Origin of the sequence: Gillisella taibaishanensis (assembly GCF_001938985.1) — a bacterium.
Taxonomy (GTDB): domain Bacteria; phylum Pseudomonadota; class Alphaproteobacteria; order Rhizobiales; family Rhizobiaceae; genus Allorhizobium; species Allorhizobium taibaishanense.
The window spans coordinates 146962-165919 of record NZ_MKIN01000019.1 but is presented as its reverse complement, the minus strand read 5'-3'; the positions used below and the strand labels follow the sequence as shown (position 1 = coordinate 165919).

The 18958-nt window shown below is 58.8% G+C and carries 16 protein-coding genes; 9 read left to right on the top strand and 7 right to left on the bottom strand.

The genetic code is table 11. From position 1 onward, the window contains the following. Positions 1 to 129: 129 nt before the first annotated feature. The 7 genes from BJF91_RS04255 to BJF91_RS04225 all read left to right on the top strand — a co-directional run bounded on the left by BJF91_RS04255 (position 130) and on the right by BJF91_RS04225 (position 7684). Positions 130 to 516 (top strand): RidA family protein, encoded by a 387-nt coding sequence (locus tag BJF91_RS04255; protein ID WP_075613238.1) that lies wholly within the window; start codon positions 130 to 132, stop codon positions 514 to 516. Between the two features lie 16 nt (positions 517 to 532). Further along, positions 533 to 1396 carry a MurR/RpiR family transcriptional regulator gene (locus BJF91_RS04250; RefSeq protein WP_075613237.1) on the top strand — a complete coding sequence of 288 codons (864 nt, stop codon included), beginning with the start codon at positions 533 to 535 and terminating at the stop codon, positions 1394 to 1396. Position 1397: 1 nt separating this feature from the next. Then, positions 1398 to 2174: an SDR family oxidoreductase gene (locus tag BJF91_RS04245; RefSeq protein ID WP_075613236.1), complete on the top strand. Its 777-nt coding sequence runs from the start codon at positions 1398 to 1400 to the stop codon at positions 2172 to 2174. Between the two features lie 30 nt (positions 2175 to 2204). After that, on the top strand, positions 2205 to 4124 hold the full coding sequence (locus tag BJF91_RS04240; RefSeq protein ID WP_075613235.1) for a beta-N-acetylhexosaminidase: 1920 nt from the start codon (positions 2205 to 2207) through the stop codon (positions 4122 to 4124). A 61-nt stretch (positions 4125 to 4185) separates the two neighbouring features. After that, positions 4186 to 5625 (top strand): M81 family metallopeptidase, encoded by a 1440-nt coding sequence (locus BJF91_RS04235; RefSeq protein WP_075613234.1) that lies wholly within the window; start codon positions 4186 to 4188, stop codon positions 5623 to 5625. A 76-nt stretch (positions 5626 to 5701) separates the two neighbouring features. Beyond that, complete coding sequence (locus tag BJF91_RS04230) at positions 5702 to 6913, top strand: MFS transporter (RefSeq protein ID WP_075613233.1); 1212 nt, start codon at positions 5702 to 5704, stop codon at positions 6911 to 6913. 15 nt (positions 6914 to 6928) lie between these two features. Beyond that, positions 6929 to 7684, top strand: coding sequence for a copper homeostasis protein CutC (locus tag BJF91_RS04225; RefSeq protein ID WP_075613419.1), 756 nt, complete (start codon positions 6929 to 6931; stop codon positions 7682 to 7684). A 26-nt stretch (positions 7685 to 7710) separates the two neighbouring features. On the opposite strand, the gene BJF91_RS04220 is transcribed toward BJF91_RS04225, so the two are convergent. Further along, positions 7711 to 8043, bottom strand: a complete 333-nt coding sequence (locus BJF91_RS04220) for an acyl-CoA thioesterase (protein WP_075613418.1) — start codon at positions 8041 to 8043, stop codon at positions 7711 to 7713. A 289-nt stretch (positions 8044 to 8332) separates the two neighbouring features. Further along, positions 8333 to 8992 (bottom strand): TetR/AcrR family transcriptional regulator, encoded by a 660-nt coding sequence (locus BJF91_RS04215; protein WP_075613232.1) that lies wholly within the window; start codon positions 8990 to 8992, stop codon positions 8333 to 8335. Positions 8993 to 9208: 216 nt separating this feature from the next. Here BJF91_RS04215 and BJF91_RS04210 point away from each other — a divergent pair, with 216 nt between their 5' ends. Further along, positions 9209 to 11686, top strand: coding sequence for a beta-glucosidase H (locus tag BJF91_RS04210; protein ID WP_075613231.1), 2478 nt, complete (start codon positions 9209 to 9211; stop codon positions 11684 to 11686). 22 nt (positions 11687 to 11708) lie between these two features. Here BJF91_RS04210 and BJF91_RS04205 read toward each other — a convergent pair whose 3' ends face one another. Further along, positions 11709 to 13061 (bottom strand): sensor histidine kinase, encoded by a 1353-nt coding sequence (locus tag BJF91_RS04205; protein ID WP_075613230.1) that lies wholly within the window; start codon positions 13059 to 13061, stop codon positions 11709 to 11711. Beyond that, positions 13058 to 13720, bottom strand: coding sequence for a response regulator (locus tag BJF91_RS04200; RefSeq protein WP_075613229.1), 663 nt, complete (start codon positions 13718 to 13720; stop codon positions 13058 to 13060). Before BJF91_RS04200 ends, BJF91_RS04205 begins: the two co-directional genes overlap by 4 nt. 260 nt (positions 13721 to 13980) lie before the next feature. Between BJF91_RS04200 and BJF91_RS04195 the strand changes: the two genes are divergently transcribed. Then, positions 13981 to 14241 (top strand): PepSY domain-containing protein, encoded by a 261-nt coding sequence (locus BJF91_RS04195; protein ID WP_075613228.1) that lies wholly within the window; start codon positions 13981 to 13983, stop codon positions 14239 to 14241. 241 nt (positions 14242 to 14482) lie between these two features. Here the strand turns inward: BJF91_RS04195 and BJF91_RS04190 are convergent, their stop codons facing one another. From BJF91_RS04190 to BJF91_RS04180, 3 genes are all read right to left on the bottom strand, one after another. Continuing rightward, a complete protein-coding gene (locus tag BJF91_RS04190; RefSeq protein WP_234801539.1) occupies positions 14483 to 15211 on the bottom strand; it encodes a DUF1003 domain-containing protein in 729 nt (242 codons plus the stop codon). A 146-nt stretch (positions 15212 to 15357) separates the two neighbouring features. Then, positions 15358 to 16650, bottom strand: a complete 1293-nt coding sequence (rhaI, locus tag BJF91_RS04185; protein ID WP_075613417.1) for an L-rhamnose catabolism isomerase — start codon at positions 16648 to 16650, stop codon at positions 15358 to 15360. An 86-nt stretch (positions 16651 to 16736) separates the two neighbouring features. Continuing rightward, the gene (locus BJF91_RS04180; protein ID WP_075613226.1) at positions 16737 to 18848 is read right to left on the bottom strand and encodes a bifunctional rhamnulose-1-phosphate aldolase/short-chain dehydrogenase; all 2112 of its coding nucleotides are present in this window, start codon (positions 18846 to 18848) and stop codon (positions 16737 to 16739) included. Positions 18849 to 18958 lie beyond the last annotated feature (110 nt).

Sequence of the window (18958 nt, the reverse complement as noted above, 5' to 3'; positions counted from 1 at the left end):
GCACCCTTTATATCTAAATCAGGTTCGGAGTCTAAATTATTTTCAGAAACCGTCAAAACTCCTAGGCAAAATCGGTTTTATATGGTCAATTGTCAATCGAATAAGAAAATAATTTGCATGAGGGTTGCGATGACGATCAAGCGCTACGGGGCAGAAAAAGCCGGCGCCGGTGGCCAGAAGCTGCCGTTCGCCAGGGCTGTCGAGGCTGATGGCTGGCTGCACGTGTCCGGCCAGGTGGCAATGCAGGATGGCGAGATCATTTCCGGCGGCATCGTTGAGCAGACTCATAAGGCGATCACCAATCTGATCGAGATTTTGCATGAAGCCGGCTACGGTGTCGAGCATGTCATACGCTGTGGTGTTTGGCTGGACGACCCGCGTGACTTCTGGAGCTTCAACAAGATCTATCAAGGCTATTTCGGCGAGCATCCGCCGGCGCGCGCCTGTGTTCAGGCGTCCATGATGGTTGATTGCAAGGTCGAGATCGACTGCATCGCCTATAAATCTCCTAAGTAATCGGCCGGCGGGGCGCATGGACATTTTCGCCACCATCCAGGAGGACAGAGCGCAGTTTTCGCCTTCGGAACAGCGCATCGCCGATATCTTGCTGAGCGAACTGGAATTCGCCGTCGGCGCCTCTATTATCGAGCTCGCCGCGCGGGCAGAAGTCTCGCCGCCCACGGTGACGCGGTTCTGTCGGCGGCTCGGCTGCCAGAGTTTTTCCGATTTCAAAGTTAACCTCGCCAAGACGGCCTATGTCGGCGTGCGCTATCTAAACCCAGAGGCAAAAAGCACAGAGCCGCAGGATGTTGCCGAGGATGTCATCACCAAGGCGCAGAATGCGCTGTTCATGATGCATCGCGCGCTCGATGCTGACGTCATCGAAAAGGCGGCGGACCGGATTTCCCGCGCCGAAATGGTCTATGCCTTCGGTTCCGGCGGAAATTCGTCGATGATTGCCACGGAATTGCAGAACCGGCTGTTCCGGCTGGGCTCGCGGGTTACCGCCAGCAACGACCACAATATGCAACTGATGCTGACGGCAGCGGCCCGCAGCAATGACGTGATCGTCGGATCGTCCTTTTCGGGACGCAATCAGGAACTGGTCCGCTGCTTCGATCTTGCGCGAGACAATGGCATCACGACAATTGCGCTGACGCAGAGCGACAGCGTGGTTGCCCAGGCCGCCGAAATCGTCGTTGGGATAGATCTGCCTGAAGGCGACAATATCTTTCGTCCGACCTCGACGCGCTTTGCCTATCTGGCCATGGTCGATGTCATCGCCAGCCTGGTGGCCTACCGAAACCGTAAACTGTCCACTGTGACGCTGCGCCATATCAAGCAGCAATTGGTCGAGCATCGCGATGGCGACGACCGACAGATCCTTGGAGACTAGCATGACCAAATCCATCGCTGTCGTGACCGGCGCCGCCGGCGATATCGGCCGCGCGATTGCAGCAAGGCTTGCTGATAGCCATGACATCGTCGTGCTGGCCGATATTGATCCGGCATCGCTCGACAAGGCCGTGGCTTCGCTTGGCAACACCGGAACCTTCCGAGCGATCGTCTGCGATGTCACCAATGAGGCGAGCATCACGGCTATGGCATCGGATATTGGCAAGCTCGGCCTCGCCAAAACCCTGGTCAACAATGCCGGCGCCGCACGGGCCGTCAGCCTGCATGATACGGATGCGGCGATCTGGCGCCAGGACAACGCGCTTAATCTTGAGGCGGCGTTTCTGACCTTCAGGGCGCTCGAAGAACAGTTGAAGCAAACACGCGGCGCCCTCGTCAACATTGCCTCGGTCAATGGCATGGCCGTGTTCGGCCACCCCGCCTACAGCGCCGCCAAGGCCGGTCTGATCCATTTGACCAGGCTGATCGCCGTTGAATATGGCAAATTCGGTATCCGCGCCAATGCGGTCGCGCCCGGCACCGTGCGCACCCAGGCCTGGGAAGCCCGCGCCGCCGCCAATCCCGCGGTGTTTGAAGAGGCAAAGCGCTGGTATGCGCTACAGCGGATTGCCACCGCCGAGGATGTCGCCAATGCGGTGTTCTTCCTGGCCAGCGATCAGGCCGCCGCCATCACAGGCACCTGCCTTCCCGTCGATTGCGGGCTAACGGCTGGGCAAGCCGAGCTCGCCCGGACTTTTTCGCAATCCGAGCATTACTAAGCTTAAAAATCAAAGCGCGAGGACACCGTCATGACAGAAACAGCTTTTCGTCTCGACAATGCGTGGCACCCGGTCGAGGCCGATGCCGGCGGGGCCTTCGTCTTCACCCTCACCAATCTCTCTGAGGAGCCAGTCGAGGGTTTCAAACTTGCCTATACATCGCTGACTCGGGTGAAGGATGCGCCGGCCTGCGAAAACGCGCAGTTCCTGATGCGCAATGCTAATTTCCACCAATTCGCCCCGCCGCAAAGCTTTGTGTTGCAGCCTGGCGCCTCCTGGCGCTTTACGGTGCAGGGCCTATGGCGGCCGGCCCGACATCGCACGGATGGCGCAAAATCGGCCTATCTCACCCTTGCCAGCGGCCAGCATGTTGCGGTTGATGTCGATGATCTGCTTCTTGAGGGTCGGTTCAGCGAGCCGGCGCCAGTTCTGCTGCCCGAAGGTAAAGTGACAGAGCCCTTTTCTCTACTCCCCTGGCCAGCGCAGGCGGTGCTGACGCCCGGTGATAGCGTGCCCGTCACGCTCTGTCCAGCCGATGGAACTGCTCTTGCCGATTTGCAAGCGATGCAGCAGGTAAACGGCCTCTACCGTCGGCTGTTTGCCGTGGCCCATATTCCATTTTCGCTTTCTCCTACCGCGCAAGGCAAGGCTCTGCAGTTTGCTGCAAACCCCGCACTTGGCGCCTCTGCCTACCGGATTGATTTCGCGGCCAACATCGCACTCTCGTATGGCGATGCTGCCGGCCGGCAATACGGCCTGACGGCCTTGGCGCAGATGCTGCACGGCGCAAGGACTGCGCCCGCCCAATTCCGCTTCCCTGCAGCAGGCCATATTGAGGATGCTCCGCGCTATGGCTGGCGAGGTTGCCATCTGGATGTCTCCCGGCAGTTCTACCCAACGGACGACGTCATCAGGCTGATTGATATTCTCGCCTGGCTGAAGCTCAACATCTTCCATTGGCACCTGACCGATGACGAAGCCTGGCGGCTGGAGATAAAGGCCTATCCGCAACTGACCACAGTGGGCGTGCTGCGCGGCCCTGACGAGCCGATGTTGCCGCAGCTCGGCAATGGCGCGGAACCCGTCGGCGGTTTCTACAGCCAGGATGACGTCCACAAAATCGTCGCGCATGCTGCCTCGCTACAGATCGAAGTGGTGCCGGAAATCGATATTCCCGGCCACAGCACCGCCATTCTCACTGCCTTGCCTGACTTGGTCGACGGTCAGGAGGCGCCGGACAGCTATCGATCCGTACAGGGCTTCCCCAACAACGCGCTGAACCCGGCGATCGAGCGGACCTATGAGTTCCTCGGCACCGTCTTCGATGAAATGGCGACGCTGTTTCCAAGCCCGCTCGTGCATGTCGGTGGCGATGAGGTCGCGGCCAATACCTGGATGGCTTCGCCGCTCGCAAAAAGGCTGATGGAAGAGCAGGGGCTTGACGGCACATTCGGCCTGCAGAGCCATTTCATGAAGCGTATCCAGCAGATGCTGAAGGCACGCGGCAAGACCGTGGCCGGATGGGATGAGGTCAGCCATGGCGGTGGTGTCGATCCAGAGGGCACATTGCTGATGGCCTGGCAGAAGCCGGAGGTTGGGTTAGACCTTGCGCGGCAAGGCTACGATGTGGTGATGACGCCGGGCCAGGCCTATTATCTCGATATGGTTCAGGATGAAGCCTGGCAGGAGCCAGGGGCAAGCTGGGCCGGCACCGTGCCGCCGCACCATACCTATACCTATGAGGCAGTCGCCGACTTCCCCGAAGACTTGCGTCCGCGTATGCGGGGCGTGCAGACCTGTATCTGGTCCGAGCATTTTCTGAACCGGGCCTATTTCAACCATCTGGTCTTCCCGCGTCTTCCAGCTGTTGCCGAAGCGGCCTGGACGCCGAAAGATAACAAGGACTGGCTGCGGTTTGCTGCACTCGCTCCCCTGATGCCGCGTCTCTAGATTTTTCGTTTGTCAGGGAAACCTGTTTTGAGTTTCCTCTGAGCTCCAAGGAGTTATCCGCATGAGTTTTCGCATCGCCGTCGGCGGCATTCACACGGAATGCAGCACATCGTCACCCGTCCTCATGAAGCCGGAGGACTTTCGGGTGGTGCGCGGCCCCGACCTGCTGAAAGCTGACTATTTCAGCTTTATCGATGCGGAGGATGTCACGCCGCTACCCCTGCTGCATGCTCGCGCCGTGCCGGGCGGACCTGTGGCGCGCGCCACTTATGAAGCTTTCAAGGCTGAATTTCTTGAGCGGTTGCAGGCGGCGCTGCCGCTCGACGGTCTCTATCTCGCCATGCACGGCGCGATGAATGTCGAGGGCATGGACGATGCAGAAGGCGACTGGATTTCTGCTGCCCGCGCCATCGTCGGTCCCGACTGCCCAGTTGCGGCGAGCTACGATCTTCACGGCAACGTCACCCAGAAAATCGTCGACCAGCTGGATATCTTCGCTGGCTACCGGACAGCGCCGCATATCGACGTGCGCGAAACCATGGTGCGCGCGTGGTCCATGCTGCTGCGTACGCTGCGCAACGGCGAGAAGCCTGGCGTGGCCTGGGCGCCGGTTCCGGTTCTGCTGCCGGGTGAACGGACCTCGACTGAAGACGAACCGGCGAAAAGCCTTTATCTGAAACTGCCTGATCATGACCGCCGACCGGGCATCTGGGATGCCAACCTGATGGTTGGTTATGTCTGGGCCGATGAGCCTCGCGCGACCGCCTGCGCTGTGGTCACTGCCACCGACCGTGAAGAAGCAAAACGCGTCGCTGATGAGATTGCTCTGTCCTACTGGCAGGCGCGCACGGATTTCCGTTTTGGCCCCGTGACCGGCCCGTTAGAGGATATGCTTGATCTTGCCGAAAAAGCTGAAACGCGCCCTGTGATCCTGGCCGATTCCGGCGACAATCCGACCGGTGGCGGGGTCGGTGACCGAGCCGATGTGCTGGCGGCTTTGATTGCCAGGAATTTCGACGGTGCCGTGATTGGCGGCATCACCGACAGGCCCGCGGTCGACGCCTGTTTCGTAGCTGGCCTAGGCAGCCGGCCACGTTTGAAAGTTGGTGGCGCTCTCGATCCGGCGAGCCCTTCGGTTGATGTCGAGGCCGAAGTGCTGCGGCTGGATGATACCGGTGTGCCAGAGGAACGTCAGGCCGTTGTGCAAATCGACGGCATCACACTTATTCTCGCCAGCCGGCGTCGGCCCTATCACAATATCGCCGACTTCACCCGGCATGGCATCGACCCAAAGACGGTGCGCCTGCTTGTCGTTAAGTCTGGCTACCTGTCTCCCGAACTTCAGCCGATCTCAAACCCGAACCTGATGGCTTTGACCGACGGGGTCATCAATCAGGATATCGAACAGTTGCCAAATCGGCGTCGCAAGCAGCCGACCTATCCTTTCGTCAGGGATTTCGACTATCACCCCGCGGCCAAGGTCTCTGCGCGCTGGTCGTGAGTCCACGCGAAAGCACGCTCAATCATCCCCTAAGGCCTTCGGCGCTGCCGAAGGCCTGTCTTTAGTCAGAACGCTCATGCCGCCCATTATCACCAGTATCCTCGGCAATCCGGGGATCAGGATCAGCGCCATTGCCATTTTCTTCTTTGGCCTGTCAGGTGCGACCACAGCGCCTTACATGTCGATCATCGGCATTCGCGAACTCGGCCTGAGCGATACCCATTATTCGCTGCTGATCTTCGTCGCGTCCTGCGTCAATGTCGTCGCCAGCGTCGCCGTCGGCATCCTCGCTGACCGCCTCGGCCATTTCCGCATGCCGATGATCGTCGTCAGCCTGTTCGGCATTGTCGGCTACGGTCTTGTCTTCGTCGTGCCGGAGCAGATTGTCTTCGTCAGCTGCGCGCTCTTGCTGTTGCCGGTCTACAACGCGCTGAACTCGCTGATTTTTGCCAATGTTCGCGCGGCATCCAAAGACATGCCAGTGCGCGAACTGGTGGCTGTCAATTCCGGCGTCAGGGCCGTCATCTCCGCATCCTGGGTCGTCGTCCCGGGCCTCGTTGGCTTTTTCCTGGCCGGGCAAAAAAGCATGCTACCCGCATTCCTGTTTGCAAGCCTTGGCGGGGTCGTCTGCTTTTTCCTCTTTTCAATCTGGCTGCCGAGGGCGGAAAACCGTGCGGAAGCCGCCACCAATCTTGCCTTCCTGTCTTCGCTATCGAAAATTCTATCAAAACATCTGCTGCTGCGACTTACGGCCATCGGGCTGATCACCGCTATGCTGCAGATGAACGGTGTGGTGCTGCCGCTTGTCATGACTGGTCCGGCGCATGGCACCACAGCAGATGTCGGCATTGTCGTTGGTATTGTTGCCTTTCTGGAGATCGTCTTCATCCTGTTCTGGGGCTATGTCGAGCGCAAGACATCCAGCGTCGCGACGCTGACGGTGGGCGGGCTGATCTATTGCGCCTATCTCTTTGGTCTCGGACTGGCGTCGCGGCCGGAACATGTGTTTCTGCTGTCGCTCGTCGCCGGTCTGGGTGCAGCTGCGATCATCAGCGTACCGATCACCTATCTGCAAAACCTGATTGCTGACCGGGCCGGCCTCGGCAGCTCGCTGATCGCCGTCAATATTTTCCTGAGCGGCGGCTTGAACTCGCTGCTGTTTGCCTTTGGCACCGGGGTCAGTAACTATTCCGGAACTGCCCTTTTAGGCGCCGTTGCTGGCTTCGGCGGGATCATCTTGCTTTTGGTGCTGGAAAAGCCGCATGCCTTGAAGTGGCGGCGTGGATAAGACATGGGGAACGAGATGAATGGGAAATCCTTGGGACCTGCGCCGCAGACAGTGCTGGAAGTCTGCGTTGACAATGTCGCGGGGCTCGAGGCGGCAATAGCTGGCGGTGCCGACCGGGTGGAACTGTGTGCGGCCCTCGATTGCGGTGGCCTGACTCCTTCCCATGGATTGATGCGTGCGGCAGCTCAGGCGCCGATCCCGGTCTATGCGATGATCCGCCCACGCTCAGGCAGCTTCGTCTTCTCAGGCGAGGAAGCAGCTGTCATGGCCGCAGATATCGCCGCCGCCCGTGAGACCCGCCTTGCTGGTGTGGTGCTAGGCGCTTGCCTGCCAGACGGGCAGTTGGATTGCGAATTGCTGCGGAAACTGTGCGATGCTGCATCTGGGCTTCAAAAAACTCTGCACCGGGCTTTCGACCTTGTCCCAGATCACGCGGCAGCTCTGGAGCAAGCCGTGACGCTCGGCTTTGGCCGTATACTCACGTCCGGTGGCGCTCTGTCCGCTATCGCAGGTCTCGAGCAACTGACAAACCTGGTGCAGGTGGCAAACGGTCGAATTGCCATCATGCCGGGTGGGGGTGTGCGTCCGGAGCTGGTTGCATCCTTCTGGCAGGCTGGCATCCGCGAATTTCACGCCTCTTGTAGCGCCGTCATGGAGGAAGTTCCACGTCTCGTCTCCTTCGGCTTTCAAAGAAGTGGGCAATCACAGACCAGCGTGGACGCCGTGCGCAAACTTGCACTCACGATCCGTGATCTTCGCGACGCTATGTGAACCGTTATCGCCTGCAATTCAAAGCATCATGGATCAACGACGCGCGGGGAGCCCGCACCATCCAGGGCCACCATGATGAAATGAGCGTCTGTAACTTTCTGACGCTCTTGTGAAAATTGCCGCCGAACCCAGCATTCGACATAAAGCATCATGGATGTACGCCCGACCTGCTCGACCGATGTATAGATACAGACGGTATCGCCAACCTTGACCGGGCGCTTGAAGCTGACTTCCTTGACCGCTGCCGTCACCGTGCGGCCCTTTGCCCGCTCGGAGGAGCGAATACCCGCCGCCGCATCCATCTGCGCCAGCACCCAGCCGCCGAAAATATCGCCAGCGGGATTGGTATCGGCCGGCATGGCCAGGGTCCGCAATGTCAGTTCGCCTTTCGGCTCTTCCAAATCGGTCACGATTATTCACCTCTTAAAATACGGGCGAAGAGGCGCGCATGGCGTCTCCTAGGTCGATGCCCAGACATAAGCACCCTGATGTCAAAGATCGAGAGTAAAGGTGCGATGAAAAGCAGCCCCACGATCAAGACGCATTACGTCTTCGTGAAGACACGCCTAAACGCACTGAAATGTCGCAGGTTTCCAGCCGATGTAGATGCGGTGAAACGGACCCTTCCAAATCCGTGCCGACGACCGGTCACCGGCCTGCATCGATCTCGATCGAGCGGATCAGCCGGGCAACATAGTCCGAGAAGATCGCGTGCATGTCAGTGCTTTCAGCAAGTCGCAGCCAGATCATTTGCAAGCCGTCCATCAACCCGATGATTTCGGTTGCCAGCGCTTGCGGGTCGATATCCGGGCTGAGTTCATGCGCCAGCATGCCCCGTGCGAAGGAAGAGGCGAGTTCGTGACGGAATCGCAGGCTGCGCTTGTGGAACCACGTCTGCGCAGGATGGCCGTTCAAGAGGCTTTCCGCATTGAGGATTGCAAACGCCCGCACCACGCCGTCCGTTTCCATATTCTGACGGGTGACATCGACCAAAAGGGCCAAAAAGTCGCGCCAGTGCGGATTATCGTCCTTGAGCATCGTGGAGGCAGAGCGATCTCGCCGTTCCAGTATGGTTAAAAGCAGATCTACCTTCGTTGGAAAGTAATGCAATAACCCGGGAAGCGTCAGGCCGACATCCTGAGCGATGTCAGCGATTGCCGCATTCTGATAGCCATCGGATGCGAACCGCGCCAATGCCGCTTGCAAAATAGCCTCACGCCGCGCCGCGCCCTTCGTTGAGTTGCGGCGGCGAATGGTCGGCTCATCGCCCGACCCATAGTCAAGCCCTGGTGGAATCTCCTCAGTCATAGGCGCACACCGTCTCCTCCTTCGGGCTCGCATCTCCGGTTAATGGCGAGATGCTGAAATGACGTCAAGTGCACTTCAGTCACTTGCAGGCTTAAATTAAACCGATTAGTCAGTAGGTTTATTGATGATGAGCTAATCCTGGGGAAGGAAAATCGTCCGTGACAGGCAGCCCGCCCTTTGTCACGACTAGCTCTGTAAGCAATTTTGGAGGAGCCAATGAATATTGAAGCAATGCTCGATCTCATGAGCCTGGAGGAGCAGGTCTCATTGCTCGCAGGGGAAGATTTTTGGACGACTGTTGCCATCGACAGGCTTAATATCCCGAAGATCAAAGTGACTGATGGCCCGAACGGAGCCCGTGGCGGCGGTTCACTGGTCGGAGGCGTCAAGGCGACCTGCTATCCGGTCGCGATCGCGCTTGGAGCAACCTGGAATCCTGATCTTGTCGCGGAAATGGGCGTGTCGCTTGCCGGGCAAGTGAAGAGCAAAGGCGCCAGCGTTCTCCTGGCTCCAACCGTCAATATCCATCGGTCGGGCCTGAACGGGCGCAATTTTGAATGTTATTCGGAAGATCCAATGCTGACGGCAAGTCTCGCCGTCGCCTACATCAAGGGCGTCCAGAGCCAAGGTGTGGCCGCCGCCATCAAACATTTTGCCGGCAACGAATCCGAGATCGAGCGGCAGACGATGTCTTCTGATATCGACGAGCGAGCATTGCGGGAAATCTATCTGCCACCATTCGAGCAGGCGGTAAAAAAGGCGGGGGTCATGGCAGTCATGTCCTCCTACAATCGCTTGAACGGGACCTATACCAGTGAGCATAGCTGGCTGTTGACCCAGGTTCTTCGCGAGCAATGGGGCTTTGATGGCATCGTCATGTCCGATTGGTTCGGCTCGCATTCCACCGCCGAAACGGTCAATGCCGGGCTCGACCTTGAGATGCCAGGCCCCAGCCGCGACCGAGGAGCCAAGCTGGTCGAAGCTGTGCGGCAGGGCCAGGTAGATCCCGGAACGGTTAGGGCTGCGGCCGGCCGTATCCTGACCCTACTGCAGCGCGTCGGCGCCTTCGACGCGGCACCGGATCTATCGGAACATGCGCACGATCTGCCGCAGGACCGAGCGCTGATCCGCAGGCTCGGTGCAGAAGGCGCGGTTCTGCTGAAAAACGAAGACGATGTTCTGCCGCTGGCGAAGTCCGGTCTTCGTCGAGTTGCTGTCATCGGACCCAATTCAGCCCAGGCGCGGGTAATGGGCGGCGGCAGCGCCCAGATCAACGCGCATTATACCATAAGTCCGCTGGATGGCTTGCGGGCGGCGCTGCAGGGCACGGCAGACATTGCCCATGCAGTCGGGTGCAGCAATGGTCGGTTGGCGCAGTTGTTCGAAGGGGCTGTCGAAGCCCGCTACTACAAGGGCGTTGGATGCCAAGGTGAGCCGGTGATTGTGGTGACCGAGCAGAATGGGGAATTCTTCTGGTTCGATCTGCCGTCATCCGAGCTGTCGCTGAAAGATTTTTCGGTGCGCATGACCGGCGCTTTTACTCCCAAAGAAAACGGACAGCATTTTTTCGGCATGACCAATGCAGGTCTTGCAAAGCTGTATGTCGATGGCGAACTGGTGATCGACGGAGCGACAGATTGGACGAAGGGTGAGAATTTCTTCGGCACCGCCAACAGCGAAATCCGAGAGGTACGCGATCTCCGAGCGGGCCGCAGCTACACGATCACCGTCGAATATCTGTCCCCACCGCCGGCCGACTATGGCATCAACCTCACCGCAATCCGGTTCGGTGTCGAGAAGGTTCTGGGCGATGAGGCCATTCAGGAGGCTGTGGACACAGCCCGTGCGGCCGATGTCGCGCTGGTCTTCGTCGGACGTAACGGCCAATGGGATACTGAAGGTCAAGACCTGCCCGATATGCGCCTACCAGGGCGCCAGGAAGAGTTGATCGAACGCGTCAGCGCCGCCAACCCTAACTGCATCGTCGTTCTGCAGACCGGCGGGCCGGTGGAAATGCCCTGGCTGGATAAGGTGAGGGCGGTTCTACAGGTCTGGTATCCCGGTCAGGAACTCGGCCATGTCGTTGCCGATTTGCTGTTAGGCGACCAGGAACCGGGAGGCCGGCTGCCGCAGACATTCCCGAGGAGGTTGACGGACAATGCTGCGATCACCGGCGATCCCTCTGTCTACCCCGGCAAGGATGGTCATGTTCGCTACGCGGAAAGCGTGTTCGTCGGTTACCGCCATCATGATGCACGCGGCGTAGAACCACTGTTTCCATTCGGTTTCGGACTTGGCTATACCAGCTTCCGCTTGGATGCCGCCGAGGCGAGCACCACCATTATGGCGGATAGTGGCATCGAAGTCAGTGTTCGCGTCGCCAATACTGGAGCCCGTGCGGGTGCGGACGTCATACAGCTTTACGTCGAGCCGACGGCTTCGGACATTGAACGACCGGTGAAAGAATTGCGGGCGTTCGCGAAGATTGCTTTGCAGTCTGGTGAGAGTGGCACGGTGAGCCTATCGATAACACCTCGTGACCTGAGTTACTACGACGTGGAACTCGGCGCTTTCCGCTCTCTTCCCGGCCGCTACCGCCTGGTGATCGGCAGCCATGCGCAAGACCGTCGCAGCACGATCGACATAGAACTGCCGCAGGAATGGCGCGGCGCAGTGGACGACCGCACGATCTGACGGGTCGATGAATGGCGGCTGGTCAGATGACCAGCCGCGCCTCGAAACCGTCCTTGCGATGGCTGGCTGGCGAAAGGATCTCGAAGCGTGCGCTCATTTGATCGGCCAAGCGTTCAATGATCGAGAGGCCGAGGCCGGAGCCAGGCGTTGTGGCGCTCGCCCGCTGGAACCGCTTGCGGATCATGATCAGCTGTTCGGGCGAAAGGACGGGGGCGCCGTTGACAACACTGATCGTACCGTCTTCCTTGACAGCAACGGTCACCGGTTCGTCTGGTCTTCCGTGGCGGGTGGCATTTTCGATCATATTGCGCACGACGATTGCGAAGGCATCCTCGCTTACTGCACGGGGAAGGCTGACCTCCAGCGGGCGGTCATAGACGAGCGACCGCGCGCCTGAACGCTGAAAATCCTCGACTACGAGATCCAAAACCGGCACGAGATCGACTGGCGCGTCGGTCGAGCCAATGCCTGCCTCGGCGCGCGACAGCTGCAGTAGCTTTTCCGATAGGCTCGCCAGTTTTTGCAGCGAGGTTTCCACCTGTATTGCCCGGGCACGGGCGTCAGGCTCTTGCAATCTGGCGAGCAGCAATTGCGTCTGGGCAAGAGCGCCTGCTATTGGGGTGCGCAACTCATGGGCGCTATTGGCGGTAAATTCACGCTCTGCATCGAGCGCCGAACGCAGTCGGTTCAGCAGAAGATTGACGGAGCGACCAATCGGCTGCAATTCCTTAGGCAGAGGTGTCAGATCGATTTCGGCGAGGTTGCCATGGTCCTTCTCGCTGATCTCCTGACGAAAGTGCTCAACCGGCGTCAGGGAGCGGCGGATGATCAGCCAGGCGGCAATCACGCAAATCGGCACAAGCCCGATGACGGGAAGCAACATAGCAAGTCCGGCTTCTAAGGCCGATAAATGCCGGTGAACCATGGAATCGGCGACCTGCACTACAATGGAATTGCTAACGGCGGTGGTCGTGTAAATGCGATATTTGTCATTCTGCCAGAATCCGGGGGTAAGCGGAGCCGGGAGAGGTGCCGCCGCCTCTGCATGGGAATGCATCAGCACGCGGCCACTTCCATCCCGCACTTGATAGATCAGATAGCCATCGGAATCCGGGTTGATGGCGCTCAAGATCTGCATCGGACTTTGCAGTGGGTCGCGCTGCATGATGTCATCGACCACCAGCGGCAGTAACCGGTCGCCGGTTTCCTGCAGGGCGCTATCGAAAATCTCACCGAATTCGGTCTGCATGACGATGGCGCCGCAAGCCGCAGCCACCAGCCAGAGCACAGTGATGACAGCTGAAAGCCAAAGCAGCAGGCGCCGGGTTATGCTTGGCATCGGCCCGATGGAGACAGACTTCGCATTGCCACTCATGCCGCACCTCCGATGGAGTAACCGACGCCCCGGATTGTCAGCAGCCGGTCCTTGCCAATCTTCTTGCGCAACCTGCTAACATAGACTTCAACTGTATTGCTCTCGATTTCGGAGCCAAAGGCATAGAGCGCCTCCTCAATCCGAGCCTTGGACACGACAGCACCGGGCCGAGCGAGCAGCGTATCGAGTACTGCCCATTCGCGGCTGGAGAGTATGATCGCGTCCGTCCCGTCCATAATCCGCCGCTCTGCTGGATTGATTTCCAGTGCACCGAGCCGGATCACGGGGTTGGGCTTTGCAGCGTAACGCCGGGCAACAGCAAGCATTCGCGCCGTCAGCTCATCGAGATTGAAGGGCTTGACGAGATAATCGTCTGCACCGGAATTGAGGCCTTCAATCCGATCGGAAATCTGGTCATGGGCGGTCAGAATGATGACCGGGGTAACGTCGCCGCGCTCGCGCAACCGCTTTAAGAAATCGATGCCGCTTCCATCCGGCAGGCGCAAATCGAGCAGAATCAGGCCATAGCCAACCGCCCGGGTGCAGGCTTCGCCATCCTGCAGGTTCTGCATCCAGTCTACCGCGTGGTTGGCGCCGGCGACATGATCGCGGATCGCCTGGCCTAGAACGGTGTCGTCTTCTATCAGCAAAACTCGCATGTGTTCTCCGATCACGCCAGCAAACGGGCGCATGCCTGTGCATTCTCTTCTAAAAAGCCTTCGGCTGCGTTGCTGACATCAAGCTGAAGTCCGCAATTGCCAGGCGATCCACGAGGGTTAGCGACGACGCTATTCAGCTTACTGTCAGCGCCTTTGTCCATAAAACAATTCCGTTCATCCAACGCTGCTTATTTAAGGCCTTGCCCGCGGCTAATATCTTTGCCGGCAATATAGGCGCTAATTCCGGGAGGACACCCGCCATGAAACCCGTGCTTCTCGCACTCGCCATTGGATATGCAGTGATGGGGTCCGCCTTGGCTGGCGAAAGATGCGCCGTGCCGCTGAAAGACTGGCAGCCACGTGAGAGCCTGCAGAGGAAGCTGGAAAGCGAAGGCTGGAAGGTTCGTTCAATCCGAAGCGGCGACGGTTGCTATCAGGCTCACGCTATCGACGCTGACGGTCAATCCGTTGAAGTTTATTTCGATCCTAGAACCTTTGACCTTGTGGCCAAGAGCGACTGAAAGTCACCGAGGTCCAGTGTGTGGCGATACCCGAAATTATTGGGCAAAAAAAACACCGCGTTTTTAAGCGCGGTGTTAAGTCAACTCCCGAAGTCGAGGGGACGCCTTCGGGCGGCCACAGGTGAGTGAAAGGATCAGCGGAATGGCAGAGGGGACGCCGGAGGAAGATCCTTTCCCTGTAAGACCATCTATAACGGGCGTTTATTACTCTAATATTAATATAAGCTAATAAATATGAGTCTTACATGCTATTTTTGCCGTTCTTTCCCTCGAGCAGGTCGATTTGGATCTGCTGAAGCTCGGCCAAGCGTTCCCATTGCCGTGCCATCTGGTGATCGATCTTCTCGTGCAACTGCCGGATTTCCAGCTCGGCGCGCAGGTTGATCATGTAATCGCTCTCGGCGCGTTCGCGGTCCTTCTCCTCCTGGCGCTTCTGGCTCATCATGATGATCGGCGCCTGCATGGCCGCGACGCAGGAAAGGGCGAGATTGAGCAGGATATAGGGATACGGATCGAACGGTTGGCGCAGCAGGCCGATGGAGTTGATCGCCATCCAACCGATCAGAATGACCGCGAAGATGATGATGAACCGCCAGGAGCCGCCAAACGTCGCAACGGCATCAGAAGCACGGTCGCCAAAACTCATTGGCCTGTCCACGTCTGACGAGGCAGCCTGCACGGTCGAGACATCGCGGCCGAGATCGGCGATGACCCGGCGGTCGAGTTCGGATAGTTCGCCGCGTTCCTCTTCCAGTAGTTCTTCGACATGCCGACGCCGCAGGGCCGACAAATCGTCATCGCAGATCTCGGCGTCGGGCGGCAGCGGCCCCGCCTGTTGCTCAATCAGCATGACCAGCGCCGAGCGCATGGTGCTGAGCGGGTGAAGTCGGCGGGCAGGCATGGTTTTATGGCAGATACAGCATTGACGCGTCGTAAGGCGCTGCGGCTGGCGAGGGGTTTGGTTCGACACGGGGGGCTCCGATGGAAGTTTAGTCCGGCACGAGAGGTGTGCCATTCCACCAGCTCGATGCATAGCCCCAGAATTCGCCGGAGAGAGTTCGAATCGCACCGTTAGACTGGAGCGGCCACGTGCCGCCCCAGTCTAACTGGCTCGTTTCAGATAATACCGCCAGAACCGCCTTTGACGGCGGGTCGATCGGCGGCGACCTTCGCACGATAGCCGGAGGCCCTGTATGCGCCGACCGGGTCAATGGCGCCACCGGCATTCAGCCGCGCCTGAGCCAGGATCGGCTCGACATCGGTGCGATAGGCGCGCTTCAAAGTTTCCGTTGCCATTAGGGCGTCATTGTCGTCCTGGAAGCCGTCAAGCGCCGTGCGGTCTACGATCAGCGCCTGAGCATAGGCCCGGCGGATTTCATTGGCGCTGGAAATCAGGCTCTCAATCGGGTCGGTGACATTGTGCGACTGGTCGATCATATGCGCGGGGTGGAAGCCCTGCACACCACGATGATCGGCATCCACCAATTCGTTGAACACCAGGAACAGCCGGTAGGGCTCGATCGAACCGGCATCGAGATCGTCATCACCGTATTTCGAGTCGTTGAAATGGAAGCCGCCGAGCTTGCCGAACTGGATCAGCCGGGCAACGATCATTTCAATATTGGTATTGGGCGCATGGTGGCCGAGATCGACCAGGCACTGCGCTTTCGGGCCGAGCGTCTGGGCAATCAGGTAATTGGTGCCCCAGTCCTGCACGATCGTCGAGTAGAAAGCCGGCTCGTACATCTTGTGTTCGGAAAACAGCCGCCAATCATCGGGCAGTTTCTTGTAGATCTCGGCCATGGAGGCGAGATAACGCTCGAAGGCGCGGGTGAAATTGCTCTGGCCGGGGAAATTCGAGCCATCGCCGACCCAGACGGTCAGGGCTTTCGAGCCGAGCGCATCGCCGATTTCGATACATTCGATATTGTGCTCGATGGCCTGCCGCCGCGTGGCGGCATCCACATGGCTGAGCGATCCATATTTGTACGAATGGGTCTGATCGGCAGCATCTGAAAATGTGTTGGAGTTCATCGCGTCGAAGCCGAGACCCAGCGTTGCCGCCTTTGCGGTCAATTCCTTTGGGTCCGCCTTATCCCAGGGGATATGCAGCGACACCTTCGGCGTAGCGCGGGTCAATTGCTGAATGACACCGCAGTCGTCGAGCTTGTCGAAGATGTGACGTGGCTCGCCAAGGCCAGGGAAACGGGCAAACCGGGTGCCGCCTGTGCCGACGCCCCACGAGGGAACGGCAACGAAGAACTCACTCACTTTGCGGGTAATTGCATCGATATCGATGCCTGTGCGCGCGAGCTTTTCGCCCATCGCCTGATAATCAGCGGCTAGGCCTGCGGCTCGCTTGTCATTGTCGGCAGCGATTACATCCGCGCCGATTTTCATATCCGTCATGGTTTCCTCCCGATGATGCGGCATTTTTCACGATCAATGATCAGAGAAGGGCATCCCGCCGCAAATGGGGCGGGATGAGGTTGCCGTTACCGCGTAAAGCTCTGGGCGTTGCCGGCATCGACATTGATGATGTTGCCGGTCGATTTCGCCGAGGCATCCGAGGCCAGGAAGTAGATCGCTTCGGCAATATCTTCAGGGAAGACGTTCAGCTTCAGCATCGACCGTTTGCGGTAATGTTCCTCGAGATCATCAACCTCGATCTTGGAGGACGCTGCACGCTGCTCGCGCCATTCGCCGTTCCAGATCTTGGAGCCGCGCAGGACCGCATCCGGATTGACGGTGTTGACGCGGATGCCGGCATCTGCCCCTTCCAGCGCCAGGCAACGGGCAAGATGAATTTCCGCAGCCTTTGCCGTGCAATAGGCCGATGCATTCGGGGAGGAGGCAAGGCCGTTCTTCGAGGCAACGAAGACGACATTGCCCCCGAGTGCCTGACGCCGGAACAGCCGGAAGGCTTCGCGCGACACGAGGAAATAGCCGGTCGCGAGAATGTCGATATTCTTGTTCCACATCGCAAGTGTCGTGTCTTCGACCGGTGCTGACGAGGCGATGCCAGCGTTGGAGACGAGGATATCCACCCCACCGAACTCAACAGCCGCTTCGGCAAAAGCCGAAATCACACCGTCTTCCTTTGTGACATCAAGCTGAACCGAGCGCACGGCGTCGGCGCCAAACCGCTTGATGAAATCGGCAGCCGTCTCCGACAGCGCGCCTGAGTCAATATCGGCCAGCACGACACAGGCACCTTCGCCAACCAACCGTGCTGCCGTCGCTCGACCAATTCCACCGGCACCGCCTGTGACGAAGGCTACTTTGCCGGCAAGGCTCTTTGACTTCGGCATACGCTGCAGCTTGGCTTCCTCGAGCAGCCAGTACTCGATATCGAACGCCTCCTGCTCCGGCAGGCCCTGATAGGTCGAAACCGTAGAAGCACCACGCATGACGTTAATAGCGTTGACGTAGAACTCGCCAGCGATGCGGGCAGTGGCCTTGTCCTTGGCGAAGGACAGCATGCCGACGCCGGGGATGAGGAAAATCACCGGATTGGGATCGCGGATGGCAGGCGAATTGTCGTGCTTGCAGGTCTCGTAGTAGCGCGTGTAATCGGCACGGTAGGCTTCGAGTGCAGCATCGAGGCCGGCCAGGACGGCATCGACATCAGGCTTTGCCGGATCGAAATCGACGATCAGCGGCCGGATTTTCGTGCGCAGGAAATGGTCGGGGCAGGAGGTGCCGAGCGCGCCAAGTGGATGCAAGTCCTTGGAGTTGACGAATTCCAGCACAGCATCCTGATCGTCGAAATGGCCCAGCTTGCGCTCAGCCTTGCCGATCCGCCCACGAATTTCCGGCATTAGCCGGGCGGCAATGGCGCGGCGCTCTGCTACCGGAAGGCTCTGCGTTACCGCACCACCGAAAATTACCTTGCCTTCGGTCTGCTTGGCAAACCATTCGATCGCTTTGTTAATGATTGCAAGCGTCAGCTCGTAGCAGGCCTTTGCATCATTATCCCAGGTGAACAGGCCGTGGCTTTCGAGCACGACGCCCTTGGCCTGAGGATTGGCCTTCACGAAAGCTTCGAGATCAAGACCGAGCTGGAAGCCTGGACGGCGCCAGGGCAGCCAGCCAATCTCATCGCCGAAGATCGTCTGCGTCAGTTCCCGCGAATTCGTCGAGGCGGCAATGGCGATGATCGCATCGGGATGCATGTGATCGACATGAGTAAATGGCACAAAGCCATGCAACGGTGTATCGATCGAGGCCGCGCGCGGATTGAGGTTGAAGGTGCAGTGGGGCAGGAAGCCGACCATGCGGTCTTCATCGTGAACACCCTTATAGATGCCCTTCAGCGCTTCGAGCTTTTCCTGGTAGAGTGTCGAAAAACCATCGAGCTTGATGGTGCCGACATCGCCGCCGGATCCCTTGACCCAGAGCACCTTGACCTTTTCACCCGTCAACGGGTCGGTTTCCATGACCTTGGCCGAGGTATTGCCGCCGCCGTAATTGGTGATGCGCTTATCTGCTCCAAGCAGATTGGAACGATAAAGCAGCTTGCCGGGCTCATCGAGCGTGGCAGCGTAAGCATCATCCCATCTGTTATCGAGAAGGCGGGTCTTGCCCGCAGCGGCTTGGTCCGTCATGGAAGTCCTCCCAAGGTGTTATCAAGGCCCGTCCATTCCGGTGGGCGCTCCATCCTGCCCTTGGTATTGCGCAGTTTAATCACCAATGTCAATCATAAACGATCATAATT